Genomic DNA, 26025 nt, shown 5'->3' with positions numbered 1-26025 from the left:
ATTTCCTGCCCTATGGAAACAGTTATGGCATAACACACCGCGCCGTGTCAGCAATTTCCTGCAATAGTGGCGGCGGGTTACTGGCCGAGCGCCAGCGCCCGGCGGACGGCATATGGCACGCCCCCGCCACAGCAGTGGTGGCCTTCGTCGGGGACCGCAATGCGGCTGGAAAATGCGTGGCTTTTTTCGTCGGGTGGGGCCAAACGCGGCCCTGCGGTGATACGTCCAATGCCCCGGCGTTCCATGTTGAGCGCGATAATCCGGTGGTATTGGCCGCCCGTCATGGTGTGATCAACCGCCATAAACGTGTGGTAAACATCTGCGTAATCGAGGGTGTCCAACGACAGGCGCGTCCAAACCTCGGCCATGGCAAACCCCATGTAATCGCGCGATGCGATCAAGGCATCGGCAAATCCACCGGGGTTTTGCGCATAGGCTGCGTCAAACAGGGGTTGGATCACCTGTTGGTAGTTTGGGTCGCCTTCCAGGCGGTCCGACAGGTCTTCGAGGGCGTGCGAAATAAGACCCCGGTCCAGCAGGTTTTCGTGAAAGACATCGACCCAAATGTCGAACAGGGCACCGGTCATGACCTCTGACAGTTTGTGCTCTTTCTCCCAGCCATGTTCAAATTCATAAAGGGTCGTGGAATTGGATGCCGATCTGAGTTGTTCATTGTCTGATACTTCGCCAAAACGGTTCAGTCGGTTAAAGCAATAAAGGTTGCCGCTGGTGGCCTCCAATAGGCCCACGACGGCGCTGTCAAAATGCGCCAGCGAGATCAACGCAACCATATCGGCGGCGGATTCGTGAAAGCCAAAGTACTCGCCGTTCGCATCAGTCGTGCTGGGCAGACCAATTTCATTGTAGATGATCAAGTGCCCGAATTCGTGCGACAAGACGTCAAAGCTCAGCCCGAATTCGACCAGATCACCGGTTTTTAGCGTATATGATCCGATCTCGATCGATCCAAACCCGGCAAACGCATTGTCCAACCCGCGCAAAAACACGATTTCGAGCTGGTCGTAGTGGTCGCGAAAATGAAACCCCAATGGGCGTTCAAAATACCGCTCCCAGATGTCCATTGTGAACCGAATAGACCCAAAAGCATGCGCCTGTTGGAACTGGTACGACCCCGGTTCGATGTGGTCAAAATGCCCATCCGCATCCGGGCTGGCCTGCGGAAACACGGGCCCTTGCCATGGCGGGCGGTAGTGCACTGTCGATCCACGCGGGCCGGGGTAGTAGCCATAAGCGCGGTCTTTTCCCACGGGATCAACGACATACATCCGGTGATCCGCAGGGCCGGGCCCAACGGTGCCGGCGGGTGATGTGACCCAGACGGTTTCAGGCTCTTGTTGCTGCGTCAGCGACGGCAATTGCGGAAACAGCCGAAACCGTGTGCCCCCGGCGTGTTCTGTTTCGACGTATCCCATGTCTGACACCCCCTGATCCGGCCACCGGATCGTCAATCCCCATGCGGTTGATGTTGCCACAGGATATACGTTCGCGCCATCATTTGTTCGAATTCGGCGTGGTCGGCAAAGTCGTTTTGCCCCAGAAACGCCTCTAGGTCGGGGGGCATTGCACGGGCGCAAAACGTCTCAAAGTACCACACTGGCAACATGCCGGGGGGTATGTCTGTGCCGCCGGATGCCGCATCTTTGTCGAGGGTCGCGGCCATATGCTGGGCCTCTGTTTGAAGGTCAGCGTATGTGCCTTGCGCCTTCAATGTGTCCATCAGCGCGTGCAAAAAGGCGGCGCGGTTTTCGGCGATGATCGCCGACAGGCGTAGGTCGATTGCAATGTCGTCATAGAGGTCGGGCAGGTCCATGTCTTGCGCGGTCAGCCAATCTTGTAACGCACGCGCTGTATACAACTGCCGTTGGGCGCGAAACTGCGTCATCGCGCGCTCAACATCGGCTTGCATCACGTCGGGCAGATGTTCTAATTTCAACGCATCAGCGGCTTGGCGGCGCAGGGGTTGATACCGGCCGGGGGTATGGCGCAGCTGATCAAGGATCAACAACACCGCGCGATCAACAGGCGCGTCAGCGGCGTGGTGCACCAACGCTTGCCACATGGCGGTGTGCTGAAACGCAAACGTAGGGGCGGCGTGGTGATCTGGCGCGGCGACCATCGCGGTTAGCATCTCTATTGCATCGCGTTTCTTTTGATCCACGGCGTTGGTCTTTAGCCACGTCTTTAACACGGGTGTTTTGGGGGCGACGGACGCGGCCAATAGCCTGTCCCACGACCTATCAGCGAAATGCAACTCCTTGGCGTGGTCGATCAAGGCTTGGGCCGTTTCGTGGGGCACGATACCATCTGTCACGGCGGCGTCCAAGGACGCGCGAATGTTCACCATTGGGTCGGACAGTGCGATATACCCCAATTCTGCGGGCCCGTGGCGCAGGGCGACTTCGTCGTCGTCTTCTAGGGTGCCGTCGCGGTAGGCTGCAAAGATCGCGCCTATACCGATCATGCCAAACTCATGCAGTTCGGCGGCGCGCAGGGCCCCCATGCTGGACGCACCAAAGACGGCTATGCCGCGGTCCAACGCCCAAAGGATTTCCTTGTGCCACACCGAAGGCACGCCATCAAAGAACCCGTCGATCAACCCGATCGCCGTGGCACCTTGCTGGCAGGCGGCATAAATGTCACCCGCCCGTGCAGGGGGGCGTACGTCTGCGTGCTGCACCACATCGCGGACAGATGCGGCACCCAGCGTCGGACCTGCGAAAACAACGATCATGGCGTCACCGGGCGATACGCGCGTGCGCGCGGGCCGGGGGAATAATCATCGTGGTCATGCGGGCCTTCTAAGCCGGGGATCACAATCCGCTGCACTGGGATGTTAAAGGCGGGTTTGGTCAGATCAACGCTGATCACCTCTGTGATACCAACAGCGCCCAGCCGGGTCAGGACCCAATCGAGGTCTTCTTCGAGAGTGGCACAGATGTGCGAAGGCACCTGTTCGAAGGGCACATATTTCGGCGACGGCGTCGTGCGCAAGGCCTGCACATAGGCGTTTTTCGCGGCAATCCCGGATGTTTCATATTCGTCGTGGCGTAGATCATCCCGCGCGCCGGTGATGTAGTTGGTCCGTACCTGCACGGCCTCTGTCAGGGCGCGCAGCAACGCGACATCGCGGCTCAGATGGGTGCCAGCCCCGCCGCCGGAATGGCCGTGTGGGTCCCGCATGTCGGTGATCAGGCAATGGAACGTGGCGATGCCCACGTCGCTGGTCATGTCCCAGATCCCCACAGACATATCCGCCGCCTGCAGGGCCGCCAAAACGGTGCGGCATTTGTCGTCTGTGATGCTGTCTAGGTCTACACGGGTCGCGGCTTTGTGGGCCATGGGCGCGTGTTCCCACAGCGCGTGGGCGTCGCGTTCGACCACCTCGCAGATGGCGTGCACCATGGCCTCTAACGGGTGATTGCCCGACGCTAAACCATTGGTGCTGGCGACGAAACACCCCGCATGCGGCCGCCGGGGCAGTGTGTAATCGGTGTGCACCAACTCTGATGGCAGCCACACGGGGTCGTCCGTCATCAGGTCACGGCCCTGACCCCACAGAAGCGACCGATGCGGGCGAAACGCCGTACCGCGCAGATACGCCAGACCTTGGATGTCGATCACCCGACCACGGGTGGCAATCTCGGCGTGGCTGGCTGGATGCAGCGGCAGATCGAGCTCTTCTGCATGGAAGCCTTCGATGGCTTCCATCACGGCAGAGGCTTTGGCGGCGTCGAGCGATAGCCCCTTGCCCTGCGATACCGAAAGGGACCGCGAATTGGGCCGGTACGCGTTGACCACGGGGATGCCGATCCGGTCCAGCCCGGTGACATTGGCCACCCGCGTGATCCCCATAGCGGGCAAATGCGGGGTGACGGCTCGAAGGGTCCCCGCAGGAGACACGACCCGGTGGGTCCCATCGGTAAAGGATTTGGGCGTTGTGGTCATGCTACCTGCCATGAAAACACCAAAACAACCGCCGAGGGCCAGCAAAAACCGTCACCTGTGGGTATTTCGATGTGGCGGCGCAAGCCACAGGGGGCGGGCGGTTACCCGCCGCGCGACAGTTTTGCGTGCAGGGTGCGCGCCCTGCGGATCAGGGTCACCCCGGCCCCCGCCACTACGCACCATAGGGCTATGTGCAATATCAGCATCGCGTCTATCCAGGGCGACAAAATCGCCGCAGCAGCGCTTGCGATGGTGACGGCGGCCATGCGGTGTTGTTTGGCCATCGGGCCCGAGAAATCAGCCTCGTGCCCCAGCGAGGACCCAAACGCCCGCAGATACGCAACGCCAATCGCCAAGGCCGCCGCCGCCCAGCCGAGCGTTGCAGCACCCGCACCAATGCCGACCCCGATCAAGATCACAGCATCTGCCGGGCGGTCGGGCACCTCGTTCCAGAAGGGGCCCGTGGGCGCGCCTTGGCCGGCCTCTATCGCGACCATCCCGTCAAACAGGTTGCACAACAACCTCAACTGCACCAGCACACCAGCCGCCACCAACAACACGACGCGCAGCACGCCTTCGGACCACGCAACACCCGCAAAACTGAGCCCTGCGAGGGTCGCAAACACCAGACTGGCGGCCGAGATTTGGTTCGGTGTGATCTGTGCCGCGGCCAGCCGCCGTGTGATGAACTGTGCCCATTTCGTGGAGCGACTGTTGAGCGGTCGGCGGTTGAGAGGGTCAGCCATGACATGGCTCCTGTGTGGGTGTGGTCTGCGAGACCCGCGCGAAATGTCGGGGGGTCATGTCCACCAATACCGGGTCAGATGAAAGAATATTGGTGCGGAAAACACAACAGAATCAAGCCTGTCGATGAACCCCCCGTGTCCGGCAATTGTGTGGCCCCAATCTTTGACGCCTCGGTCGCGTTTGATCGCCGACATCACAAGGCCCCCGAAAAACCCCATCAAAGCGATGACAAACGCCATCATCCCCGCCTGCACCGGAGTGAACGGCGTTATCCAATACAGCGATGCGCCGATCACCGTGGCAGACACAACCCCGCCCACAAAACCCTCGACGGTTTTGGACGGCGACAGGCGTGGCGCGATTTTGTGCCGCCCCAACAGCTTGCCCCAAACATATTGCAACACGTCCGAAAGCTGCACCACCACGATCAGGAACGCGATCAACAAGACCCCGCGCCCTTCATACCCGGCGATATCGAGCGTGATCAACGCGGGCACATGGCTGGCGCAAAAGACGCAAATCATCGAGGCCCATTGCACTTCGGCAACCCGGATCAGGAAGTCGTGGGTTTCACCGCGCAGCGCCGACAATATGGGTGCAAACAAGAAGCAATAGACCGGAATAAAGATAGAATAGATACCGTATTCCCCGGCCCAGATCAGCCAATATTGCAACGGGATCACCACAAAAAAGCCAAGCACGAGGGTCCAGTGGTCGGCCCGGCGCGCGTTGGTCAGCGTTATGAATTCACGCAGCGCCGCAAAGCTGCACAAGGCAAACAGGATCACCACGCCGGTGCGGCCTGCCAAAAACGCAAGGCTGATCAGGATCACCATACCCCACCACGCGCGGATGCGTGCGGTCAGGTTTTCAATGGCGTCGTTTTCGCCGTTTGGGGAATATTTTTTCTCTAGGACCATACCGATGGCCGTGGCCACGCCCAAAAGCGCCATGATCCCTACAAGTAAAACGGCAAGATCAGAGATCATGGGGTGTCTCGCGATAGGTCAAGCAGGGCATTTCGGGTGCGCTCCAGAAAGGTGTCTTTGTCGGCGCCATCCAACCGTTGTGGCGCGCCGAAGGTGACCGTGCACAGCAACGGCACAGGCACGATTTCGCCTTTGGGCATCACCCGGTTGAGGTTCTCGATCCAGACGGGGACAAAATCGATGTCGGGGCGGGCACAGGCCAAATGGTACAGCCCCGTTTTGAACGGCAGCAGCGTCTGGTCGGTTAGGTTTCGGGTGCCTTCGGGAAAGAGGATCAACGATGACCCGTCGTCCAAGGCGGCGGCCATTTGTTCGACCGGTGCCTCTTTGGGGCCGCTGCCGGTGCGGTCGATCAACACGGCGTTAAACACGTGGCGTCCGATGAATGTTTTGAAACGGTTTGCGAGCCAATAATCGGACCCCGCGACCGGGCGCACGCGGTCGCGCAAACGGCGTGGTAGAACGGCCCAAATCAGGACGAAATCACCGTTGCTGGCGTGATTGGCATAATAGACGCGGTGGGCCGCCACGGGTTCCACGTCGCGCCAATCGGCGCGGACGGCCGTGATCAGGCGCGCGAAAAGTTCGATCAGGCTTGCCGAAATACGCGCAGCCACGTGGGTCAGAAGAGGTGTGTCAGAGGGCATATCGGCGACAGTACCCGGATGGCGCAGCCGGGAAAAGACCCGATTCGCAAGCGCGAAATTCGGGGCGTTGTATCACGCGGCTGCGGCCCCAAACGCACGCGCGGGCCGGATGAATGGACCCCGACCATGTGGGTTTGGGCGCGGCGCGTGACGGTTGGCTAAAGCGGCGCATTAACAGATATTTGGGTGTTCAAATCCGGGAAATTACGGCCGCCTTGGATGACCCGGGTCAGGGGCGTTTGATTGCGTTTAGCGCCGCGTGTTGGGGACCTTCAAATACCGTACGCTTGACGGAAAACGGGTCGATGTGCAACAATTTGACTATTATTTAATCTATTTTAGGCGATGTCAGATGTTTTTCTTCTGCCGTTTCATCGCGTCTTTATTTTGTTTGTTGATGGTAGGGTGCACAGTCCCTGGGACTGCGGCGTTTCAGGACTACCGGGCCTCTTATGACGCTGCGCGCGCGGCGTCTGTTCGGGTCGTGGATGCCTACAACCAATACGACAAGGTGAACCGCAAAAACCGCACAGATGCGGCCACGTTCGACCCTGATTTTGCAGATGTCTATTCGGCGACAGCGTTGTCGCCGATTGGTCTTAGAATCACAGAAGGGTTCGCCGCGGCGACAACCTATAACGAAGTGTTGGCGCGCTATGCCGAGAACAATACCTTAAGTTTGCAACAACCCCAGATCGACCGTCTGACCGTGGCGGCCGCAAACACCGCGACCTTGGTTGGTGGCCTGGGCGACGAGGTCAGCGCTGTGATCGGAGCGGCGCAGGCGTTGGTAAACCTGTCATTGGCGGGGTCTGACAGGCAGGAATTTTTACGTAACTTGCATGACAACACCGGGGCGGTTGATACCTTTCTAGAGGTGATCCGCGAGGATACTTCGTCGATGTACCAGACAGCGCGTTTGGCCACGGCTGGTTCGGGGGGCAGTGTCGAAAAGCTAGAGACCTTTCGCGGTATGCTGGCCGATTGGGTGCTGCTGATTGACCAGACGCGCAAGGATCTGGCGATCCTCAAGGCTCGCGCAGAAATGGGCAACAGCGGGCAATCTGTGATCAGTTTGCTGTCGGATTCGGCGGTGCGGATTGACAGGCACGTTACCGAAATCGATGCGGCATATGACGCATTGGTTGGCGTATTTTAAATGCAATCATTTGATCAGATTGGGGAATTTTATGTCTCAAAACCCGTATCTTGCTGAAATTACGCAGCTGACAACCGCAATTATTGACCTGCAGATGGAATTGGCAACCGCTGCTGGCGCAGATAGGCAAGTGTTCCAACAGGAACTTGCGGCCAAAACCGCCGTGGCCAACAAGTTGCAAGGATTGTCAGACGCCTGGAGGTTGGGTCGAATCACTCAGGCGGTGGGTGCGTTGCAGGATTTGGCCGCGTCAGAATTGGCCAAACAGGGGCGGGTTGTCGCGCGGTTGCGCCGAATGCTGGATGCGCAAGGCGTGCCCGCCGACGCTGCCGACCCCACGCCCGTGGCCCCCCCGCCGACGCGGCCTGAAGCGACCGAAGGCGTGCGTGTTATCGACGTGTCACCCACAGATCTTGACGCCTTGACCCGCGTCGCCCAAAGCGAGGTTGGTCATTTTGGGAAATACGGGCAGGCGCAGCTTGTTGGTGGGCTGCAAGCAGTGGCAGAGACGGTTATCAACCGGGTCGCTCATGTTGCGTTTCCAGATGATATTCAGTCTGTGATCAATCAGCGGTTTCAGTTTTCCGCGATCAATACGACAGGCAGTTGGACGGGCCTGAAACCCGGGTCGGCAGCCATCGAGGGCATCATCCGCGCCTATCTGGAACACCGCGCCCAAGGGGCGAACGGCCAATTGGCCGGCGCTACGCATTTCTTAAACCCATTCCTGTCGTCGCCCACAGCCCTGACGCAATGGGGCAATCACGTTGTGGCCAATGCGGTCGCGACATTCGGAGACGCAGGTAAGAAAGATGTGCACTATCATGGGTTTGCGCCGGGAACGGTGCTGCCCACCCCCCATATGATCCGGTTTGGGGCGGTGTCCTCGGGGTTCGATGCCCGCAGCAAAGCGGCAGCACCCGGCCCGATGGGGACGATGCGCAGGCAGTTGTTGGCGACGCTCACCACCGAGCTGGACCGTTTTGACAACGGCCGCCATAAGGAAGACGCCGCCACGCATTTCGCCCGTATTGGTGACTATTGGGCGGCGCTTGGGCTGCCCTATCATGGCCGGTCTGTTGTGACGTTCGCCGATGGCAGCACCGGCAACCCTGCGTGGTCCGCCGCGTTTATCAGTTGGGCGTTGCACGAGCAGGGCCTTGACGCGGCGCAGTTCAAAGGGGCCCAAGCGCATTGGGTTTATTTCAAAGATCTGGTCGATGCCCGCCTCGCGCAGCCGATTTTTGAGGTGATGGACCCGCTCATTTATGCGCCTCAACCCGGTGATATTGTGCATTATGGCCGGTCAACTGCGTCCAAGTTCGATTTGGCTGCCGCAGTGGAACACTTGAAGATTGACGGCTTTTATCCGTCGCATTCTGACTTCGTCGTCGCGGTAGATCCCGAGGATGGGACAATCCGAACGGTGGGCGGTAACGTCGACAATTCGGTCAAGGCCAAGCGGCCTAAAATTGATGCGGCAGGGGTGCTCAAACCGCGGCGATCCCGTGGTGAGGATTACCCATGGATTTCGGTCTTGCGGCTGCGTGACACGTGACCGGGCCTGCAGGCGTGTGTGGTTATTGCAGAAAATCACATAAATTATCGACGGTAATTTAACGACATCACGTGAAAGATAGGACCCCACCAGACGGAGAACGCCCTTGTCTTACTTTCACACCGCAGCCTTGATCTTGGTCGTGACAACTACGACGGCTGCCGCCCATGAAAACAACGCACAGACCCAAACCCAAGGGGACATGACGTGCATTTCCTCAAACGGCGCGCCCAACCATGAGATGGGGCGGTTCCCCAACCGCGCGAACCCAAATGCGTATCGCACGCAGACCCTGCGGTTTTGTTTTGCGTCTGCGCCCCGCCTTGCACAGACCGTCACGCACGGATTGATGACCGTCGGCACAACGGTAACCGGGGTGCCGATCCGGCCTTATACGGCTGGGTATTATGACCCCAACGGTCGGCGCGGCATCGGCCGCGATCCATCCAGCGGATGGCGACAACAAGCCATGCACAACCCGCGCAGTTTGGGCATGGATACGCAAAACGCCCATGTTGATAGGTCTGGCCTGTATCATTACCACGGCGTTTCAGAGGCGTTGATGGCCGCGCAGGGGGATACGCTTGTTGGCTACGCCCCTGATGGGTTCGAGATCCGCTATGACCCGGCGACCGCAACGTCATCGTGGCGGTTGAAATCGGGGGTGCGCCCAACAGCCCCCGGTGGCGCATACGACGGCGCGTTTGAACAGGATTTTGAATATGTCGCAGGGCACGGCACACTTGATGACTGCAATGGCGCGCAGGTTAACGGGACCTACACGTATTTCGCGACGGATACATATCCGTACTTTCCGCGGTGTTTCAAAGGTGTGGTCAACCCGGATTTTATGACCCGAAATTGACCAAAACCTATGATAAGGATGGGTAACGTGTCCTTGCTGAAACGGGTCATTTAACAGCGGGCGCCGTATGTGATTGCACCTTACGTGATGCCGCAGCGCTGCGAATGGCGCGCAGGATCAGAAAGCTCCATAAGGCCAGCGTTACGACGCCCAATACCGCAGCTACGGGTCGGTCAAAAAAGCCCAACATATCGCCTTGGGTTTTCAACATGGTGATCAGGAAGTTTTTCTCGATCACCTTGCCCAGGACAATGCCCAAAATGGCGGGCGCGATGGGGATGCCGTTTTCTTCCATCAAATACGCCAAAATGCCCAAGCCCAGCATGATCCAGACCGAAAAAATGGTATTATCAACGGCGTAGGACCCGACGATGCAAAATATCAGGATAACCGGCATCAAGATGCGCGTGGGCACAGACAGGGCGTGTCGGGCCACGCGGATCGCGATTATACCTAGGGGGATCATGATCAAATTGGCCAAGGCAAAGGCCATAAAGATGGCCAAAACCAAGGTGCCATCGGTTTCGAAAACACGCGGGCTGGGGGTGATGCCTTTGAGCATCATCACGCCAATGGCGATGGCGGTAACGGTGTCTCCGGGGATGCCAAAGACCAATGCGGGCGTCCATGCGCCTGCGACGGCGGCGTTGTTCGCCGCGCCCGCATCTGCGATCCCTTCAGGGTGCCCCGTGCCGAATTTTTCGGGCGTCTTAGAGAACCTTTTAGACAGGCTGAACGCCACCCAGGCCGCAATATCTGCGCCGGCACCCGGAAGCGCGCCAAGGATATTCCCAAGCACAGAAGACCGGATGATATTGGGCCAATATGTGCGCACAGTGCCCACCATTTGACGCGACAGGCTGCCTATTTTCGCAACGGGCACTTTGACATCAAGGTCGGTCGTCACGGACCGAATGACCTGTGACAACGCGAACATGCCGATCATGGCGGGCACGAAACTGACACCGTCAAGCAGGTTCATCTGGCCGAACGTGAACCGTGGGTGGCCGGTGGCGATATCGATGCCGACGGTGGAAATGAGCAAGCCAATCAACAATGACAACGCGCCGCGCGACAAAGATGCCGACGACACAGCCACCGCCGCCGTCAATCCAAGACACCCCAGCCAGAAATATTCGACGGATGAAAACTTGACCGCAACAGCGGCGAGCTGTTGCGCGAAAACGGCAAGCAACAGCACCCCGATTAACCCGCCCAGCGATGCGGTGATCAGCGACGTGCCAAGTGCCACCTCGCTTTGGCCCTTTTTGGTCAGGGCGTGCGCTTCGTCGACGTAGGCGGCAGAGGCGGGCGTGCCGGGGATCCGTAGCAGCGCGCCGGGGATGTCGCCTGCGAAAATCGCCGTGGCGGATGCCGTAGCGATGGCGGCAACCGCCGGCACGGGATCCAGGAAAAACGTGATCGGGACCAGCAGCGCGACAGACATCGTCGCCGTCAGGCCCGGTACAGAGCCCACGAACAATCCGAAAATCGCCGACAGCAGGATCGTCACCCCGACATCAATGCGCAAAACAAGGGCGAGGGCTTCGGCGAAATGTCCCATCAGGTGAGCAACTTTTCAATGATGCCGCGCGGCAGTGGGACGCGCAATCCGACGGAAAACCCAAAATGCAGCACAGCCGGAAGGACCAGCGCGATGATCATGCTCAGCCACAGCGGGTTGGCCAGCAAAAGCAACAGCCCAAGCGCGGTGAGAAAGATCGTCAGGATAAACCCCAACGCGGGCGAGGCTATGATGTAGAAAACGACAGCCGCCAGAACACCCAGCGCGCGCACCACGTTGATCTGGGATCTCATCCAGTCTGGCACGGTCACCCAAGGGTCGGCGCGACGGCTTGTGGCCCAACTGACCACCATGCCCACCCCACAAAGCGCGATGCCACCCCCGATGATCGAGGGGAAAAATTCGGGCCCGTATTGCATGCCCGCCATCACCGGGAACGTCTGCGCGTGCAAGACAATGGCGACACCGATCACACCCATGATCAGCCCTAGAAACGCGTCGTTGATTTTCATGATACTGCCTTTGATCGCCAAATGCGGCGGGGCGTGTGGTGACGCCCCGCCGACAGAGTTACTTGGCGATGCCGATTGCTTTCATCGTTTCGCCCAAGTTGTCCGAGGTCGCCGCCATCATCGATGTCAGCTCTTCGCTGCCCATTTTGACAACATCCGACCCGCGCGAGGCTTTGAAGTCGGCCCATTCTTGGGTGTCAAACGCGGCCAAGGCGGCTTTTTCGTAAGAACACGCGATTTCTGGATCCATGCCTTCGGGGCCAGAAACCGTGATAAAGGCCGCCAACGTCCAGTGGCTGTCTAAGGTTTCGGCCGTGGTGGGGATGTCAGGCAGCGCAGCGTTGCGTTCTGTGTGCATGTAGGCCAGAGCTTTTAGTTCGCCGCTTTCGATCAACGCTTTGCCTTCAGACAACGCCGGTGATGCGACATCCACACCGCCCGCAATGAGCTCTTGCATGGCCGATGCCGCCCCGTCCGACGGGATCCAACGGATGGCTTGGGGGTCCATGCCTTCGGCGTTCAACATGCCTGCCAATGCCAGATGCCAGATGCCGCCCTGTGCTGTGCCCGACCCGGTAAGCGACCCGGGGTTTTCTTTGGCATTTGCTAACAGTTCGTCCAGCGAATTGAACGGTGAATCCTTGGAAACAAGGATGCTGGCAGGCACGATGTCGACCAATGCGATGGGCGTGACATTGGTGTGGTTCAGTTCTGTCAGACCGGCGTGATGCATGGTGGTGATCTCAACGGTCGCCGACCCGATGGTGTAGCCATCAGGCTGTGCTGTGGCGATGGCCGAATGGCCGACAACGCCGTTGCCGCCTGTCCGGTTGACCACGTTGACGGGCTGGCCCAATTGCTGTTCCAACAGGCTGGCGAGCATGCGCGAATTGGCATCAGTGCCGCCGCCCGCGCCCCATGGGACAACATAGGTGACGGGGCGTTCGGGCTTCCAGTCACATTGTGCCAGCGCGGGCGCTGCTGCGACGCAAGCCGCTGTTGCCATAAAGCTCAGCATTGTGCGGGTATATTTCATTGTCGTTCCTCCACTGTCGTTTTGCTGTTGGTAGTTCCCTGCCAGCAGCCCTCCTGCACTCATTCGGGAGTGCGGCCGTCGTTTCGCGCGCCCGGCATTGCCAGCCGGTTGTTTGCCGTGTTTGGCAAAAAGAGATCTGCGCAGGCTCTCTTTGGGACGAGCCTAGCCGAGCATTTACCTATGCGTAAGGTTATAAGCCCCCCATTTGGCAAATTATTTCCCCAAAATGGTGTGCTACCGAAATTTTATTGCGCAGGGCCCGTGCCACAGTGTTGCGCGAAGCTCTGGACAGGCGGCACCGCATCCTGTCAGGTGGCCGCATGCCAAACGCCGATATTCTCGCCTTGGGCGAGCCCCTCATCGAAATGATCCGCCTGCCACCGCAACCAGACGGCGCGGTTTTGTACAAACAAGGCGTGGGCGGTGACACCTTGACCGCAATCGTGCACGCGGCCAGATCTGGCGCGCGCACGGGGTATCTAAGCGCGGTGGGCCGCGATGTGCTGGGCGATGACATCTGCGCGTTTTGCCAGGCGGAACAGGTCGATACAACACATATACTGCGGCGCGAAAATGACCCGACCGGCCTGAATGTGATTGACCCAGATCCCGTGGCGCGGCGGTTTTCCTATGCGCGGCGTGGATCAGCCGCCAGTCTTTATAGCGCGGCCGACCTGCCACTGGATGCAATCGCCAAGGCCAAGATCTTGCATGTTTCGGCGGTTAGTCTGGCCGTCAGCCCATCCCTGCGCGCCGCCGTGCGCACCGCAGCGGATGTGGCGCGCGCCAATGGCACGTTGGTGTCGCTGGACCTAAATCTGCGGTTGAAACTTTGGACCCTCGACGAGGCGCGCGCCTACATCCGTGATTTCCTGCCGCGCGTGGATATCGCATTGCCGTCCGATGACGAGGCCGCGATGCTGGTCGGCACCTCCGACCCCGACGCGATATTAGACTATTTCGAAAGCTTCGGCGCGGCCCATGTCGCGCTGAAACGTGGGGCCAAGGGGGCTGTTTTGTCGTCATCAGGGCGCCGCATCGACATCGGCGCCCGGCCGGTCAAGGCGGTGGACAGCACAGGCGCAGGCGACACATTCGCGGGTGTCTTTTTGGCCAAACTTCTCGCGACCAACCACCCCGAAACGGCGGCGCGTGCGGCGGTTGAGGCCGCAGGGCGGACCGTTCAACATTACGGAGCGCTTCGGTGACCTGAAACAGGGTGTTTCCGCGCCAAAGGTGGATCTTGCTGCCGGTGTTGGGTAAACGTCGGCGGGCCACATAGAATCCACCCAATTATATCACCGGGCAATGACGTGGCCCAATGACAAAGACGCACAGATGGCCAAGGGCACCGCACCGGCCACCACCTGACGACGGACACAAAGGCCACCATGCAGAACACCGCACAGATCGAACTGCCCTTTATGAAAATGCACGGGTTGGGCAATGACTTTGTTGTCGTGGACACCCGCCGTCAACATATAAACATGACGCCCGCCTTGGCGCAGGCTGTTGGTGATCGTCATCGCGGGGTTGGGTTTGACCAGCTGGCTGTTATGTCGATGCGGGCGGATGTGTTGCATTTGACGTTCTTCAATTCAGACGGGTCTTTAGCAGGGGCGTGCGGCAATGCGACCCGCTGTATTGCGCGCCATGTCATGGATGAAACGGGCGACACCACCCTGACACTGACCACCGACCACGGAACATTGTATGCGTGCGATGCCGGCAACGGCCTGACGTCAGTCAACATGGGCCTGCCGCAATTGGATTGGGCCGATATCCCGCTGGCGCACGCGATGGAGACGTTGGCATTGCCTATCGAAGGCGCGCCCGTGGCGACCGGAATGGGCAACCCGCATTGTACGTTTTTCGTGGATAATGTGGATGAGATCGACCTTGATACATTCGGCCCCGCGCATGAACATCATCCACTATACCCCGAGCGCACCAATGTGCAGGTCGCCCAGATCACCGGGCCAGATCAGATCCGTATGCGGGTGTGGGAGCGTGGGGTCGGGCTTACGCTGGCCTCTGGATCATCCAGTTGCGCCACCGCGGTCGCTGCGGTTCGGCGTGGTTTGACCGGCCGGAAAGTGCAGATCGATCTGGATGGTGGTACGCTTTATATCGATTGGCGCGAGGATGGCGTCTGGATGACGGGGCCGACCATGCATGTGTTTTCAGGCACGTTAAGACCCTCGTTTTTGGCGGGTCTGTCATGACAGCACCTGTTTTTTCGACAATGGGCTGCCGCCTGAACGCCTATGAAACTGAGGCGATGAAAGATCTGGCCAAACAGGCCGGGTTGGAAAACGCTGTGGTAGTCAATACCTGCGCCGTGACCGCCGAAGCCGTGCGCAAAGCCCGCCAAGACATCCGCAAACTGCGCCGGGCCCATCCAAACGCGCGGCTGATCGTGACAGGGTGCGCCGCTCAAACAGAGCCCGAGACCTTTGCCCAAATGGAGGAGGTCGACGCCGTCATCGGCAACACCGAGAAAATGCAACCGGGCACATGGCAGGGGCTGTCGGCTGACTTCATCGGTGACACCGAAGCCGTGCAGGTCGACGATATCATGTCGGTGACCGAAACTGCGGGCCACTTGATTGATGGGTTTGGCACCCGCAGCCGCGCCTATGTGCAGGTGCAAAACGGCTGTGATCACCGTTGTACGTTTTGCATCATTCCCTACGGTCGGGGCAATTCGCGGTCTGTACCGGCGGGCGTTGTGGTGGATCAGATCAAGCGGTTGGTGGACAAAGGGTTCAACGAAGTCGTGCTGACGGGTGTGGATTTGACCAGTTGGGGGGCCGATTTGCCCGCCACGCCCAAGCTGGGGGATCTGGTTATGCGGATCTTGCGGTTGGTGCCGGATTTGCAGCGTTTGCGGATCAGTTCCATTGACAGTATCGAAGTCGACGACAACCTGATGATGGCCATTGCGACCGAACCCCGATTGATGCCGCACCTGCATCTTTCGCTGCAACACGGCGATGATCTTATCCTCAAGCGGATGAAGCGGCGACATCTGCGGCAAGACGCCATCGCGTTCACACGCGAAGCCCGTAAGCTGCGCCCCGATATGACTTTTGGGGCAGATATCATCGCAGGATTTCCGACCGAAACCGAAGAGCTGTTTCAAAACTCGCTGGCGTTGGTTGAAGAGTGTGACCTGACGTGGCTGCATGTTTTCCCGTATTCGGCGCGGCAAGGGACACCGGCTGCGCGGATGCCAGCGGTAGATGGTGGCGTGATCAAAGACCGTGCGGCGCGCCTACGGTATCGCGGGGAACGTCAGGTGCAACGTCATTTGGCCGCGCAGGTGGGCGTGACGCACCGCGTTCTGATGGAAAGCGAAACGATGGGCAGAACGGAGCAATTTTGCCCGGTAACGTTTGATGTTCCGCAGGCGGAGGGCGCAATTTTGGTCGCCACCATTGCCAAATGCACTGAGGATGCGCTGGTCGTGCAATCATAGGGCCGGGGTTTAAATCACGTGACAACGGCGTTGTTTGCTCGCTAGGGTGCCAGCACTTCGTGGGAGAGGTGCGCCGAAGATTTTGCACATGATGATGCCGTCGTTTAATACCCGGCAATCTGTGCATGTGGCTGGTCGTGATTGAGGGATGATCGCGGCCAAGGCGGACGGGAAAGGGAACACAATGGAGACAACCAACTGGCCAAAGACTGGATTTTTGGCCCATGCATCCAAGGACTTGTCTGACTTGATGCTGTCTGTCGCAACCAAAGTGACCTTGGCGCAAGGGGACGTTTTGTTTGAGCAGGGCGATGTCGGCGACACGCTGTATGCGATCGTTTCGGGGTCCTTGGAATTTAGCGTTTTGTCTCGTGAGGGGCGTAAGCTGTCGTTGGACGTCATGCGCACAGGGGCGCTTTTTGGCGAAATCGCCCTGTTCGATCCGGGCACCCGCACCGCAACTGCAACCGCCTTGGAGCCTGTCGTTTTACGGGGCGTTAAAAATGCGGATATGTTGCAAGCCATTCGAAATGCGCCCGAATTGGCGATTGATATGATCCAGCTTGCTGGTGGGCGGATGCGCTGGATGAACCGGCAGCTGAATGAACAGGTCTTTTTGCCGATGCCTGCGCGATTGGCCCGCAAGATTCTGTACCTCACGGAAGATGGATCGAAACATCTTGCGGTGTTACCGCTGTCGCAATCGGAATTGGCTGAATTTGTCGGAGCGACCCGCGAGGCTGTGTCCAAGACGTTATCGCGTTGGAAACGGGCAGGTGTGATCGAAGGATCACGCGGGGGGGTGCGCGTGCTTGACAGGCACGCGTTGCAAGCAATGGCAGACCTGCAGCAGATCTAACCTGTGACATGTTTCACAGACATCTTGGATTCGTGCTGCCATCTGTAGGGCGCTAGAACGTATCATTGTGCCAGTCTTGTGGTGCCGATACCGTATTGGGAGGCGCCATCAGCCATGTGTATTACGTTAACGATTCAGATGGGGACATCCGTTTTGCATGTGCGGCTTGCCTCGGCCAAACCGCATAGACGGGAAACGTTTTTTGAAAAAACCGCGCCGTATGTGATCCAGATCACATACGGGAATCTGCGCTTAGTCTAGTGTTAAGAAATTAGTGGTGACCGGTGTTAGTAGCTACCTTCAATTTCAGGGTGAATGGGTGGGTATAGCTGACTGTTTTTATAAAGGGATAGGAACGAGGTTGCGGTAAAAGGTATGCTTTGCTGCCAAATAGCTGCGGCAGTTCGAACCGTCTAATTTTATGTTTCCCAGGGTCTGTTATTAGCTTTTTACGAAAGTGCAGACAGAAAAGCCCCCGCACATTTGGTGCGGGGGCTTTTTTTGTCACGATAAGATCTGATTTAAATCAGATCGTTTTCTTGCCCTTAACCGGTGCCCAGAGCCGTTTGTTGGTCAGATAGAGCAGGACAGACAACAGCGTTAGGAAAACAACGCCGACAAAGCCGGCCTGCTTGCGCGCCATCATTTTAGGCTCTGCTGTCCACATCAGGAAAGCCGACACATCTTGGGCGATGTGATGCAGGTCATTGTCATGGCCATCGGCAAAGTCGATATCTTCCCCATAAAGAGGGGGTGCCATTGCGATCCATCCACCAGGGAAGGCCGTGTTTTCGTAAAAAGTGACGCCTGCTTGTTCTTTATCTTCGCCGGTATATCCGGTGAGGATAGACGCGATGTATTCAGCGCCACCGATGCCTTTAAAGAACTGGTTGATCCCCAGACCGTATGGCCCGTGGAAGCCCGCGCGGGCTTTGGCCATCAAGCTGAGGTCAGGTGCATTTGCAAGCCCCGACGGCGGAAAGTGATCGGCCGGCCGAGCGGGGCGAAAATCATCGAGTTCGGCGTCAAAGACTTCGAAGTTCTCTGCATACGCGCGTACTTGGTCTTCGGGAAGCGACGGCCCCCCTTCTTCTGATAACGACCTGATTGGCACGAACTTGAGACCGTGACAGGCTGAGCAGATTTCGGTGTAGACCTGCAGTCCGCGTTGCAGTTGGTTTTGGTCGTATGCGCCAAACGGTCCTTCGAAAGAATAGTCGAAGTCTTCGATATGGGTGTCGCCTGCGCCTGCGGCCAAGCTGGCTGTGGCAAACCCGAAAGCCACCACAGCACTTAATGTAAGTGATTTGAACATGTTATCTGTTCCCTTATTCAGCAGGCGTGGTTTGTGATTGACCAGCGGACCCACCACTTGAGGCTTTGGGGTAATGCTCGGCGAAATCATCTTCGATTGTGTTTGGTCTTGGGGTTGGCTTTTCGATCACACCCAGAAGAGGCAAAATAATCAAGAAGTAAGCAAACCAATACGCGGAAGCGACCAGCGATATCATGTCATAGGGGAATTTGGCTTCTTGCGCGCCAACCCACATCAGGACAAAGAAATCGAACACAAGCAGCGCGAACCACCACTTAAACATCGGACGGAAGCGGCCAGAGCGGACCGAAGATGTATCCAGCCAAGGCGCCAGAGCCATGACGGCAATCGCTCCGAACATGGCGAGAACACCGAAGAACTTGGCGTCAACGATCCCACCGGTCAGAGTGTCGGCGATGATCACCACCCAAACGTCTGCGGTGAAAGCCCGCAAAATCGCGTAGAACGGTAGGAAATACCATTCGGGTACGATGTGTGCTGGCGTCGCAAGTGGGTTGGCTTCGATGTAGTTATCTGGGTGGCCGAGATAGTTTGGCATGAACCCGACAACCGCGAAGAACACCGCAAGAATGACCGCCAGTGCAAAGAGATCTTTGATCACGAAGTAGGGCCAGAACGGCAATGTATCTTTCGCGGCGTCTTCCTTGGACGTCCGACGTACTTCTACCCCAGTGGGGTTGTTGTTGCCCGTCGTGTGGAATGCCCAGATGTGCACCGCGACAAGACCTGCGATGACGAACGGCAGAAGATAATGCAGCGAAAAGAAGCGGTTCAGTGTGGCGTTATCCACCGCTGGCCCGCCAAGAAGCCATGTTTGCAACGCTTCACCAATAAATGGGATCGCACCGAAAAGGCCGGTGATGACGGTCGCGCCCCAGAAGGACATCTGCCCCCACGGAAGCACGTAGCCCATGAATGCGGTGCCCATCATCATCAGATAGATCAGCATACCGATGATCCATGTGATTTCGCGCGGCGCCTTGTAGGACCCATAGTACAGACCACGGAAAATGTGGGCATACACAGCCACAAAGAACAGCGAGGCGCCGTTGGCGTGCATGTAGCGCAGCATATAGCCGCCATTCACATTGCGCATGATGTGTTCGACCGACGAAAACGCAAGATCGACGTGCGGTGTGTAATGCATCACCAAGGCAACGCCAGTGGCGATCTGCAGCACCAACACAAAAGTCAGGACAATGCCCCAGATCCACATCCAGTTAAGGTTTTTGGGGGTCGGTATCATGAGAGTGTCGTACATGAGACCAAGAATAGGCAACCGCTTGGCCAAGCTTTTTTCCCAAGCTGCCTTCGGTTCGTAATGGTCGTGAGGAATTCCAGCCATCAGGTTTCTCCCTTAACCGAGTTTGATTGTGGATGCGTCCACAAATTCTGCGACAGGAACGGGCAAGTTCCGCGGAGCGGGCCCTTTGCGGATCCGGCCGGATGTGTCGTAGTGCGACCCGTGGCATGGGCAGAACCAACCGCCAAAATCACCGGCGTCGCCCAAAGGCACACAGCCCAGGTGCGTACACACGCCCATCATCACCAACCATTCACCGGTTTCATCCAGAGACCGGTTTTCGTCGGATGCATCTGCGCCATTGGGCAGGTTCCCGTTTTCTGCGCCCTGATCTGGCAATTCCGACAGTTCGACATCGCGTGCAGCAGTGATTTCTTCTTCTGTGCGGCGGCGGATAAAGACGGGTTTGCCCAGCCATTTGACGGTCAGCTGCGTGCCCGGTGCGATCCCGCTGACGTCCACGCGAATAGACGACAAGGCGCGAACATCGGCCGATGGGTTCATCTGATTGGCCAGTGGCCAAATCGCAGCGCCTGCGGTAATCGCACCGGCGCCTGCCGTGGCATAGTACAGGAAATCCCTGCGAGTGCCTTCGTGATCTTCTGCGTGGGACACGGTAATGCTCCATTTCCTGGGCCAACAGCGGCCAAAAATACGTCGGGCCGCACGGGATGCAGCCACTCTTCTTCCGGTTATGTAGCGCCGTGTTTTGCTCGCGTCTAGTAATCAAAACAGCGCAAAGGGTCGCACGTACACCGGTTTTTCAGCTCTTCTAGCGGTATGTTGCGTCGAAATCGTTAAACAAAATGGTTTTTTATCCAGCGGGCGGTTTCGTCGCAGTCATAGACGCGCGCGATTCGAATTCTGCATGCCATTTGGCCAAGGCGTCATTCCCAGCGCGCCAATTTCGGCGGTCATGGCGGAAATCAATATAGCTCAGCGCGCAGGCGACCGAGATCTGCCCTATGTCGACGGGGCCAGACAGGTGGCTGATCCACCGAGCATTCAACACAGACAAGGCCCGCGCGACTTTGTCCCACTGCGCCTCGATCCAATCGGCGTACTGCATGTTTTCGGGGCGCAGGCGGACCTCGTAGGTCATCGAAACGGCGGCGTCCATAATGCCGTCGCCTGTTGCCTCTAAGGTCAGGGCTTCCCACCGTGCGGGCCCCGTTGGGTACATGGTGCCCCCATAAAGATCGTCCAGAAATGTGGTAATCACTCGGCTGTCATACAGTGTGCACCCGCTGTCGCGCACCAAAGACGGTAATTTGGCCAACGGGTTGCTTGCGGCCAATGCAGTGTCGGATGCAAGCACCGTGGATTGCACGCCAACCAATTCAACATCATCCGCCTTGCCCAATTCGTGCAGCAATACCACCACCTTGCGGACGAAGGGCGATGTGGGTGAATGGAAAAGTTTCATGCTGGTGTCCTTTTGCGACAGATGTGTCAGCCTAGCAGAGCTAGGTGTCTTGTCCATGCACGGCCCGCATAAGAGCCGCCAAAACAGCATGATCCGTGCCCTGACCGTAGGCCTCGATGTGGTCTGCGGCCCGCAACCGCACGTCATCGGGTTTGTTTTGGTTCAGTTTCCATGTGCCATCAACATCGGCGATCACCAACCGGCACGGCACAATGGCGCGCATCATCCGGTCCATCACGCCGTCTGTCATCTTGGTGGTCATCCAAGGGGGCTTGGGCAACAGCCGGTCTTCAAAAAAGGCGGCCAGCCGGTCGAGCGTGCCGTGCAGTTCGTCCTGCGGGCGCAATTCCAGTGTGCCGGTCAGATGCACGGCGACATAATTCCAGGTGGGGACCTGATCCTGCACCCCGTACCAATCGGGCGACACATAGCTGTCGGGGCCTGACACCGCGATGCGTGCCGGCGCCTGTGCGTTTTGCAAAGCCCGCGCTATCGGGTTGGAGCGTAACAGATGCAGGTCGGCGCAGCCCCCCGCATCGTCCAGCAAAAACGGAATATGTGACAGAAACGGCGCGTCGGCCCCGCTGACGGCCAGCACCCCAAACGCCCGTTCGCGCGCAAAGGCCAGGTTCTGCACGGCGTCGTGCGTGTGGTAGATCGGATTGGGGTGCATGATGCGGACCTTCAAAGAGGGACCGTTTCCTCTTGCAGGCTTTCGCGGACCTTGGCAAGCTGCGCGCATTCTCAGGGCGGGGTGAAATTCCCCACCGGCGGTATGGGGGCCCTGACCCCCGAGCCCGCGAGCGGCCCTTCGATTGTTAGGGTGCCAGCAGATCTGGTGAGACGCCAGAGCCGACGGTCATAGTCCGGATGAAAGAGAATGCGGATGACCGCGGGGCCAGTGGCCCCCGTGTGCAGCCGTGATCGCCTTGGGTGGACGTGTCTGAACCTATAGGAGATCACCATGACACACACCCGTTTCGCCTTTGTCAAAGCGCAATGGCATGCCGATATCGTAGACCGTGCCTACGATGGTTTCACCCAGACAATCCCCGCCGCGCAGGTGGATGTGTTCGACGTGCCGGGCGCGTTCGAGATGCCGTTGATGGCGCGGGATCTGGCGCAAACCGGGCGCTATAGCGCGGTGGTTTGTGCTGCGTTTGTTGTGGACGGTGGTATTTACCGCCATGATTTTGTGGCGCAATCGGTGGTCGATGGGCTGATGCGTGTGGGGCTGGACACTGGCGTGCCGGTCTTGTCGGTATCCCTGACCCCGCACCACTATCACGAAACCGACCATCACACAGCGATCTACCGCGCGCATTTCATCACCAAAGGCCAAGAGGCTGCGCAAGCCGCGCTTGGGATTGTCAAAGCCCGTGCGGCAGTACACCGCGCACCGGCCGCCTAACCCAGATAGGCGCGCAACGCAGGCGGTGGGTTTTCCAGCAACGCCTGCGCCGGTTGCGGTGCGGCCGCGCGCCCACCTTCGACAAAGATCACATCATCCGCGATCCGCCGCACGTCTTGCGGGTCGTGGGTGACCATCAGCAGGGTTGCCCCGGTTTCCGTGCTGAGGGTGCTGACAAGGTCCAGCATATCGTGGCGCAGGGCAGGGCCGAGGGCGGCAAAGGGTTCATCCAGCAAAATAACGGGGCGGTCCTGCACCAACACGCGGGCCAATGCCGCACGGCTTTGTTGCCCCCCCGAAAGGGCGGCGGGCGTCCTGTTGGCCAACCCGTCTAGACCGACACGGTCCAACGCTTGGGCCACGCGCTGGTGATCTTGGGCGCTCAGTTTGAGGTTGGGGCGCAGCCCAAGGCCCACGTTTTGGGCGATACTCAGATGGGGGAACAGGTTGTTGTCTTGAAACAACATCGCCATGGGCCGCTGGCCGGGGGGGGCATCGGTGATGTCTTGATCGTTCCAACGCACCCTGCCGGAGGTCAGCGGCAAAAACCCCCCGATGGCCCCCAACAATGTGGATTTCCCAGACCCCGACGGCCCGATGATGGCGGTTTTGCGCGCAGGTGCGACAGCGAACTGCGCCTGCAAGCTGAAAGCCCCCTGCGTGATGGTGATGTCGTCAAGCCTCAGCACGCCAGCGGCCTCCTTTGTCACAGATCCAAAACAATGACAGCGCCATGATTAACAGTAACAACGCCGCACCCGCTGCGGCATCTGTGCGGTAGGCGCCCATCAAGCGGTACATTTGCAAGGGCAACGTTGCCCTGTCGGGGTCCGCGAACAGCGCGATGACCCCTAGATCCCCCACTGACAACGCGCCTGTCAGCCCTGCGGCAAACCCGATCTGGGCACGCAGGCGCGGCAAGACCAGCCACCGCCACGCGACCCAACCCCGCAGGTTTAACGACCGGGCAAGGCGATCGTAAGTTCGGGTGACATCACGCATGGGCGGCACCAGAATGCGCAACACAAAGGGCAGCGCCATCAGGGCGTTGACCACCGCCGTGACCGGCAGAGCCAGCGCGACAGGGTCTGCGACAGGGTTGATCAGGATGAACCACCCCGTGCCAATCATCAACGGCGAGGCGGACAGACCGATCAGGCCGATGGCTTCGGCGCCCCCCGCGCGGCGCGTGCTGATCCAGCCTGCCATGGGCAGGGCAATCGCCAGTAAAACGGCGATGCTAAGGCATGCAACCCACAGCGAATTGCCCGCCGTCGCCCAAACACCCACAGGCATTTGCGGTAATCCCCGCGCGCCGGCCAGCACGATGGCCAACAAGGGCAACACCAAAAACGCACTGCCCAGAGTGATCACAGCGGCATCCAGCCAGGCCTGGCCACCGCGACGCATGTCCCAGCGGTGTACCGTGCGGCCCAGCCCGCCCCCTATTGTGACATTGGGGATTATCCAAAGCGCAAACACCGCCGCCCCACCGGCCAGACCCAGTTGGATGATCGACAAAATCGACGCACGCGCCAGATCAAAGTCAAACCGGAAGGCTTGGTAGATCGCCAATTCGACGGTGGTGGCGCGGGGCCCGCCGCCCAAGGTGAGCGCGACGGCAAAGCTGGTTAGGCAAATCACGAAAATCAATGCGGTGGCGCCGGGGACGACCTGTTTCAGCAGCGGCCATTCCAGCGTGCGCCGGATCATCGCGGGCGGCAGATCTAACTGCGCCGCAAGCCGGAACCGTTCGGCGGGGATGCTGTGCCAGCCTTGCAGTAACAGCCGTGTGGCCAGCGGTAGGTTAAAGAACACATGCGCCAGAACGACACCGTGCAACCCGTAGATAGACAAGGGGGGCAGCCCGATAGCGCCGAGGCCCGTGTTGACCCAACCGGTCCGACCAAATACAGCGAGCAACCCCAAAACAGCCACGATCACGGGCAGGATAAAGGGGGCACCCAACAGTGTGATCAGCACCCCGCGCCCCACAAACCGGCGCCGCGCAAGCGCCCGCGCCAGTGGGATCGCACAGGCCACGGACAAGACCGCAGATATGGCCGATTGCACAACCGTGAACCGGATCGCCGACCATTCCGCCGCGCCCATACCGCGCCCGACCTCGGCCCGCAGGCCCAAGCCAAGAAAGGACAGTGCGACCACCACAATCACCAACGTGGCTGCGATAAACCCTGATGCCCCGATTATTGGCTGAGCGCGCTGCGCCATGCTTCTATCGCTGTGGCTTTTATGTCGGTGGCGTCTGTTTCGGAATAAAACACAACCTTTTCAGGCAACGGCAATTGCGACCACCCATCGGGCCATTGATCTTTCTCTAGCGCCGAGGGCAACGACCAGTTTGCCGCGGGGATAGCGTGTTGGAAGGGTTCGGACATCACGTAGGCCAAAAACGCATCTGCCAGTTCGGGTTGGTCGGTCTGGGCGATCTTGGCGACGGTTTCGACCATCAGGTAATGACCTTCGGGGAAAATCGCGGCCTTTTTGGTGAAATCATCCTCGGCGAACATGTGGTAGGCGGGGGATGTCGTGTAGCTGAGCACCATGTCGACTTCGCCGTCGGTGAACATGCCGTAGCTGGCCGACCAATCTTTGGTCACGGTCAGGATGTTGGGCGCAAGTGCGGCCCATGCGTCTGTCGCGCGGTCGCCAAAGACGGCCTGAACCCACAAAACCAACGCAAGGCCCGACAGAGACGTGCGCGGATCCTGAATGACGATTTTCACGTCATCGGACATGTCTAGCATTGCCTCAAAGCTGGCAGGCGGGGTGGGCACGGTTTTTTCGTTATAAATGAACGCGGCGTGCCCGTAGTTAAACGGCAAAAAGACGTCGTCTTGCCATGGGACAGGCAGGGTCAGGGCGCTGTTGTCTTGACCATGGGGCGCAAAGAGGCCGGTTTCGCGGGCCTTGGCGGTCACGTCCGACGTCAGGCCAATCACCACATCTGCTTTGGTCCGGTCGCCTTCCAGCAACAGCCGGGGCAGCAGATCGCCGGTGGCGAATTGCAGATCACAGGCGCATATTTCTTCGAAACCCGTCTCGATGATCGGGCCGGGGCCCCATTGGGACGTGAAATAGTCACCGGCATAGACGGTCAGCACGGGGGTTTCCGCATGTGCCTGTGAAGCCATCAGCAATGTTGTCGCGAGCAGAGCTTTGCGCATGGTCGATCCTTTCAAAT

General features: G+C 58.8%; 25 protein-coding genes and 1 riboswitch. Of the genes, 8 read left to right on the top strand and 17 right to left on the bottom strand.

Annotated elements, in window-relative coordinates; translation table 11 throughout:
• Window positions 1-77 precede the first annotated feature (77 nt).
• From ABJH13_RS11810 to ABJH13_RS11785, 6 genes are all read right to left on the bottom strand, one after another.
• A complete protein-coding gene (locus ABJH13_RS11810) occupies window positions 78-1493 on the bottom strand; it encodes a hypothetical protein (protein WP_348406416.1) in 1416 nt (471 codons plus the stop codon).
• Window positions 1466-2752 (bottom strand): TfuA-like protein, encoded by a 1287-nt coding sequence (locus ABJH13_RS11805; protein ID WP_348406415.1) that lies wholly within the window; start codon window positions 2750-2752, stop codon window positions 1466-1468. Before ABJH13_RS11805 ends, ABJH13_RS11810 begins: the two co-directional genes overlap by 28 nt.
• A complete protein-coding gene (locus ABJH13_RS11800) occupies window positions 2749-3966 on the bottom strand; it encodes a YcaO-like family protein (RefSeq protein WP_348406414.1) in 1218 nt (405 codons plus the stop codon). Before ABJH13_RS11800 ends, ABJH13_RS11805 begins: the two co-directional genes overlap by 4 nt.
• Window positions 3967-4067: 101 nt before the next feature.
• Complete coding sequence (locus ABJH13_RS11795) at window positions 4068-4712, bottom strand: CDP-alcohol phosphatidyltransferase family protein (protein WP_348406413.1); 645 nt, start codon at window positions 4710-4712, stop codon at window positions 4068-4070.
• Window positions 4713-4766: 54 nt separating this feature from the next.
• Entirely contained in the window at window positions 4767-5702 is a 936-nt protein-coding gene (locus ABJH13_RS11790) for a phosphatidate cytidylyltransferase (RefSeq protein WP_348406412.1), read from the bottom strand.
• The gene (locus tag ABJH13_RS11785) at window positions 5699-6349 is read right to left on the bottom strand and encodes a lysophospholipid acyltransferase family protein (protein ID WP_348406411.1); all 651 of its coding nucleotides are present in this window, start codon (window positions 6347-6349) and stop codon (window positions 5699-5701) included. The genes ABJH13_RS11790 and ABJH13_RS11785 overlap by 4 nt, the downstream gene beginning before the upstream one ends.
• Window positions 6350-6701: 352 nt before the next feature.
• On the opposite strand from ABJH13_RS11785, the gene ABJH13_RS11780 reads away from it, so the two are divergent.
• From ABJH13_RS11780 to ABJH13_RS11770, 3 genes are all read left to right on the top strand, one after another.
• Entirely contained in the window at window positions 6702-7508 is an 807-nt protein-coding gene (locus ABJH13_RS11780; protein ID WP_348406410.1) for a hypothetical protein, read from the top strand.
• A gap of 31 nt (window positions 7509-7539) precedes the next feature.
• A complete protein-coding gene (locus ABJH13_RS11775) occupies window positions 7540-9066 on the top strand; it encodes a DUF2272 domain-containing protein (RefSeq protein ID WP_348406409.1) in 1527 nt (508 codons plus the stop codon).
• Window positions 9067-9172: 106 nt separating this feature from the next.
• A complete protein-coding gene (locus ABJH13_RS11770; RefSeq protein WP_348406408.1) occupies window positions 9173-9931 on the top strand; it encodes a YHYH protein in 759 nt (252 codons plus the stop codon).
• A gap of 46 nt (window positions 9932-9977) precedes the next feature.
• On the opposite strand, the gene ABJH13_RS11765 is transcribed toward ABJH13_RS11770, so the two are convergent.
• Genes ABJH13_RS11765 through ABJH13_RS11755 form a run of 3 tightly spaced genes read right to left on the bottom strand, consistent with a single transcriptional unit; the run spans window position 9978 to window position 13004 of the window.
• Window positions 9978-11495: a tripartite tricarboxylate transporter permease gene (locus ABJH13_RS11765; protein WP_348406407.1), complete on the bottom strand. Its 1518-nt coding sequence runs from the start codon at window positions 11493-11495 to the stop codon at window positions 9978-9980.
• The gene (locus ABJH13_RS11760; RefSeq protein ID WP_348406406.1) at window positions 11495-11968 is read right to left on the bottom strand and encodes a tripartite tricarboxylate transporter TctB family protein; all 474 of its coding nucleotides are present in this window, start codon (window positions 11966-11968) and stop codon (window positions 11495-11497) included. The genes ABJH13_RS11765 and ABJH13_RS11760 overlap by 1 nt, the downstream gene beginning before the upstream one ends.
• 58 nt (window positions 11969-12026) lie before the next feature.
• Complete coding sequence (locus ABJH13_RS11755) at window positions 12027-13004, bottom strand: tripartite tricarboxylate transporter substrate binding protein (RefSeq protein WP_348406405.1); 978 nt, start codon at window positions 13002-13004, stop codon at window positions 12027-12029.
• 320 nt (window positions 13005-13324) lie between these two features.
• Here ABJH13_RS11755 and ABJH13_RS11750 point away from each other — a divergent pair, with 320 nt between their 5' ends.
• The 4 genes from ABJH13_RS11750 (at window position 13325) to ABJH13_RS11735 (ending at window position 17344) form a co-directional block, all read left to right on the top strand.
• Window positions 13325-14212: a sugar kinase gene (locus tag ABJH13_RS11750; protein WP_348406404.1), complete on the top strand. Its 888-nt coding sequence runs from the start codon at window positions 13325-13327 to the stop codon at window positions 14210-14212.
• Window positions 14213-14395: 183 nt separating this feature from the next.
• Window positions 14396-15229: a diaminopimelate epimerase gene (dapF, locus tag ABJH13_RS11745; protein WP_348406403.1), complete on the top strand. Its 834-nt coding sequence runs from the start codon at window positions 14396-14398 to the stop codon at window positions 15227-15229.
• Window positions 15226-16485, top strand: coding sequence for a tRNA (N(6)-L-threonylcarbamoyladenosine(37)-C(2))-methylthiotransferase MtaB (mtaB, locus tag ABJH13_RS11740; RefSeq protein ID WP_348406402.1), 1260 nt, complete (start codon window positions 15226-15228; stop codon window positions 16483-16485). Before dapF ends, mtaB begins: the two co-directional genes overlap by 4 nt.
• Window positions 16486-16669: 184 nt before the next feature.
• A complete protein-coding gene (locus ABJH13_RS11735) occupies window positions 16670-17344 on the top strand; it encodes a Crp/Fnr family transcriptional regulator (protein WP_348406401.1) in 675 nt (224 codons plus the stop codon).
• A 526-nt stretch (window positions 17345-17870) separates the two neighbouring features.
• Here ABJH13_RS11735 and ABJH13_RS11730 read toward each other — a convergent pair.
• The 5 genes from ABJH13_RS11730 to ABJH13_RS11710 all read right to left on the bottom strand — a co-directional run bounded on the left by ABJH13_RS11730 (window position 17871) and on the right by ABJH13_RS11710 (window position 22082).
• Window positions 17871-18659, bottom strand: coding sequence for a cytochrome c1 (locus ABJH13_RS11730; RefSeq protein ID WP_348406400.1), 789 nt, complete (start codon window positions 18657-18659; stop codon window positions 17871-17873).
• A 13-nt stretch (window positions 18660-18672) separates the two neighbouring features.
• A complete protein-coding gene (gene petB / locus ABJH13_RS11725; RefSeq protein WP_348406399.1) occupies window positions 18673-20025 on the bottom strand; it encodes a cytochrome b in 1353 nt (450 codons plus the stop codon).
• A 12-nt stretch (window positions 20026-20037) separates the two neighbouring features.
• The gene (petA, locus tag ABJH13_RS11720) at window positions 20038-20598 is read right to left on the bottom strand and encodes a ubiquinol-cytochrome c reductase iron-sulfur subunit (RefSeq protein ID WP_348406398.1); all 561 of its coding nucleotides are present in this window, start codon (window positions 20596-20598) and stop codon (window positions 20038-20040) included.
• A 199-nt stretch (window positions 20599-20797) separates the two neighbouring features.
• Window positions 20798-21409, bottom strand: a complete 612-nt coding sequence (locus tag ABJH13_RS11715) for a glutathione S-transferase (protein WP_348406397.1) — start codon at window positions 21407-21409, stop codon at window positions 20798-20800.
• A 40-nt stretch (window positions 21410-21449) separates the two neighbouring features.
• Window positions 21450-22082: an FMN-binding negative transcriptional regulator gene (locus ABJH13_RS11710; protein ID WP_348406396.1), complete on the bottom strand. Its 633-nt coding sequence runs from the start codon at window positions 22080-22082 to the stop codon at window positions 21450-21452.
• A gap of 63 nt (window positions 22083-22145) precedes the next feature.
• Window positions 22146-22295, top strand: a riboswitch (FMN riboswitch).
• 78 nt (window positions 22296-22373) lie between these two features.
• Between ABJH13_RS11710 and ABJH13_RS11705 the strand changes: the two genes are divergently transcribed.
• A complete protein-coding gene (locus ABJH13_RS11705) occupies window positions 22374-22820 on the top strand; it encodes a 6,7-dimethyl-8-ribityllumazine synthase (protein WP_348406395.1) in 447 nt (148 codons plus the stop codon).
• Here ABJH13_RS11705 and ABJH13_RS11700 read toward each other — a convergent pair.
• From ABJH13_RS11700 to ABJH13_RS11690, 3 genes are read right to left on the bottom strand one after another with little or no spacing between them, the layout of a single operon-like run.
• Complete coding sequence (locus ABJH13_RS11700) at window positions 22817-23509, bottom strand: ATP-binding cassette domain-containing protein (RefSeq protein WP_348406394.1); 693 nt, start codon at window positions 23507-23509, stop codon at window positions 22817-22819. The two genes, ABJH13_RS11705 and ABJH13_RS11700, sit on opposite strands and share 4 nt — an antisense overlap.
• Window positions 23496-25052, bottom strand: coding sequence for a thiamine/thiamine pyrophosphate ABC transporter permease ThiP (locus ABJH13_RS11695; protein ID WP_348406393.1), 1557 nt, complete (start codon window positions 25050-25052; stop codon window positions 23496-23498). The genes ABJH13_RS11700 and ABJH13_RS11695 overlap by 14 nt, the downstream gene beginning before the upstream one ends.
• Window positions 25028-26008, bottom strand: a complete 981-nt coding sequence (locus tag ABJH13_RS11690; RefSeq protein ID WP_348406392.1) for a thiamine ABC transporter substrate-binding protein — start codon at window positions 26006-26008, stop codon at window positions 25028-25030. The genes ABJH13_RS11695 and ABJH13_RS11690 overlap by 25 nt, the downstream gene beginning before the upstream one ends.
• Between the last annotated feature and the right edge of the window lie 17 nt (window positions 26009-26025).

It is taken from the genome of Roseobacter sp., from assembly GCF_039970775.1.
Classification (GTDB): Bacteria; Pseudomonadota; Alphaproteobacteria; order Rhodobacterales; family Rhodobacteraceae; genus Roseobacter.
This window is presented reverse-complemented; position numbering and strand designations above follow the sequence as displayed.

Excerpts from the sequence above, each read along its gene's own strand:
- ABJH13_RS11755 (WP_348406405.1), bottom strand. The coding sequence starts at position 13,004 with ATGAAATATACCCGCACAATGCTGAGCTTTATGGCAACAGCGGCTTGC.
- ABJH13_RS11805 (WP_348406415.1), bottom strand. The coding sequence starts at position 2,752 with ATGATCGTTGTTTTCGCAGGTCCGACGCTGGGTGCCGCATCTGTCCGC.
- ABJH13_RS11730 (WP_348406400.1), bottom strand. The coding sequence starts at position 18,659 with ATGTTCAAATCACTTACATTAAGTGCTGTGGTGGCTTTCGGGTTTGCC.
- mtaB (WP_348406402.1), top strand. The coding sequence starts at position 15,226 with ATGACAGCACCTGTTTTTTCGACAATGGGCTGCCGCCTGAACGCCTAT.
- ABJH13_RS11735 (WP_348406401.1), top strand. The coding sequence starts at position 16,670 with ATGGAGACAACCAACTGGCCAAAGACTGGATTTTTGGCCCATGCATCC.
- ABJH13_RS11760 (WP_348406406.1), bottom strand. The coding sequence starts at position 11,968 with ATGAAAATCAACGACGCGTTTCTAGGGCTGATCATGGGTGTGATCGGT.
- petB (WP_348406399.1), bottom strand. The coding sequence starts at position 20,025 with ATGGCTGGAATTCCTCACGACCATTACGAACCGAAGGCAGCTTGGGAA.
- ABJH13_RS11705 (WP_348406395.1), top strand. The coding sequence starts at position 22,374 with ATGACACACACCCGTTTCGCCTTTGTCAAAGCGCAATGGCATGCCGAT.
- ABJH13_RS11695 (WP_348406393.1), bottom strand. The coding sequence starts at position 25,052 with ATGGCGCAGCGCGCTCAGCCAATAATCGGGGCATCAGGGTTTATCGCA.
- ABJH13_RS11715 (WP_348406397.1), bottom strand. The coding sequence starts at position 21,409 with ATGAAACTTTTCCATTCACCCACATCGCCCTTCGTCCGCAAGGTGGTG.
- ABJH13_RS11690 (WP_348406392.1), bottom strand. The coding sequence starts at position 26,008 with ATGCGCAAAGCTCTGCTCGCGACAACATTGCTGATGGCTTCACAGGCA.
- ABJH13_RS11750 (WP_348406404.1), top strand. The coding sequence starts at position 13,325 with ATGCCAAACGCCGATATTCTCGCCTTGGGCGAGCCCCTCATCGAAATG.
- ABJH13_RS11765 (WP_348406407.1), bottom strand. The coding sequence starts at position 11,495 with ATGGGACATTTCGCCGAAGCCCTCGCCCTTGTTTTGCGCATTGATGTC.
- ABJH13_RS11795 (WP_348406413.1), bottom strand. The coding sequence starts at position 4,712 with ATGGCTGACCCTCTCAACCGCCGACCGCTCAACAGTCGCTCCACGAAA.
- ABJH13_RS11780 (WP_348406410.1), top strand. The coding sequence starts at position 6,702 with ATGTTTTTCTTCTGCCGTTTCATCGCGTCTTTATTTTGTTTGTTGATG.
- ABJH13_RS11785 (WP_348406411.1), bottom strand. The coding sequence starts at position 6,349 with ATGCCCTCTGACACACCTCTTCTGACCCACGTGGCTGCGCGTATTTCG.
- dapF (WP_348406403.1), top strand. The coding sequence starts at position 14,396 with ATGCAGAACACCGCACAGATCGAACTGCCCTTTATGAAAATGCACGGG.
- ABJH13_RS11775 (WP_348406409.1), top strand. The coding sequence starts at position 7,540 with ATGTCTCAAAACCCGTATCTTGCTGAAATTACGCAGCTGACAACCGCA.
- ABJH13_RS11710 (WP_348406396.1), bottom strand. The coding sequence starts at position 22,082 with ATGCACCCCAATCCGATCTACCACACGCACGACGCCGTGCAGAACCTG.
- ABJH13_RS11790 (WP_348406412.1), bottom strand. The coding sequence starts at position 5,702 with ATGATCTCTGATCTTGCCGTTTTACTTGTAGGGATCATGGCGCTTTTG.
- ABJH13_RS11800 (WP_348406414.1), bottom strand. The coding sequence starts at position 3,966 with ATGACCACAACGCCCAAATCCTTTACCGATGGGACCCACCGGGTCGTG.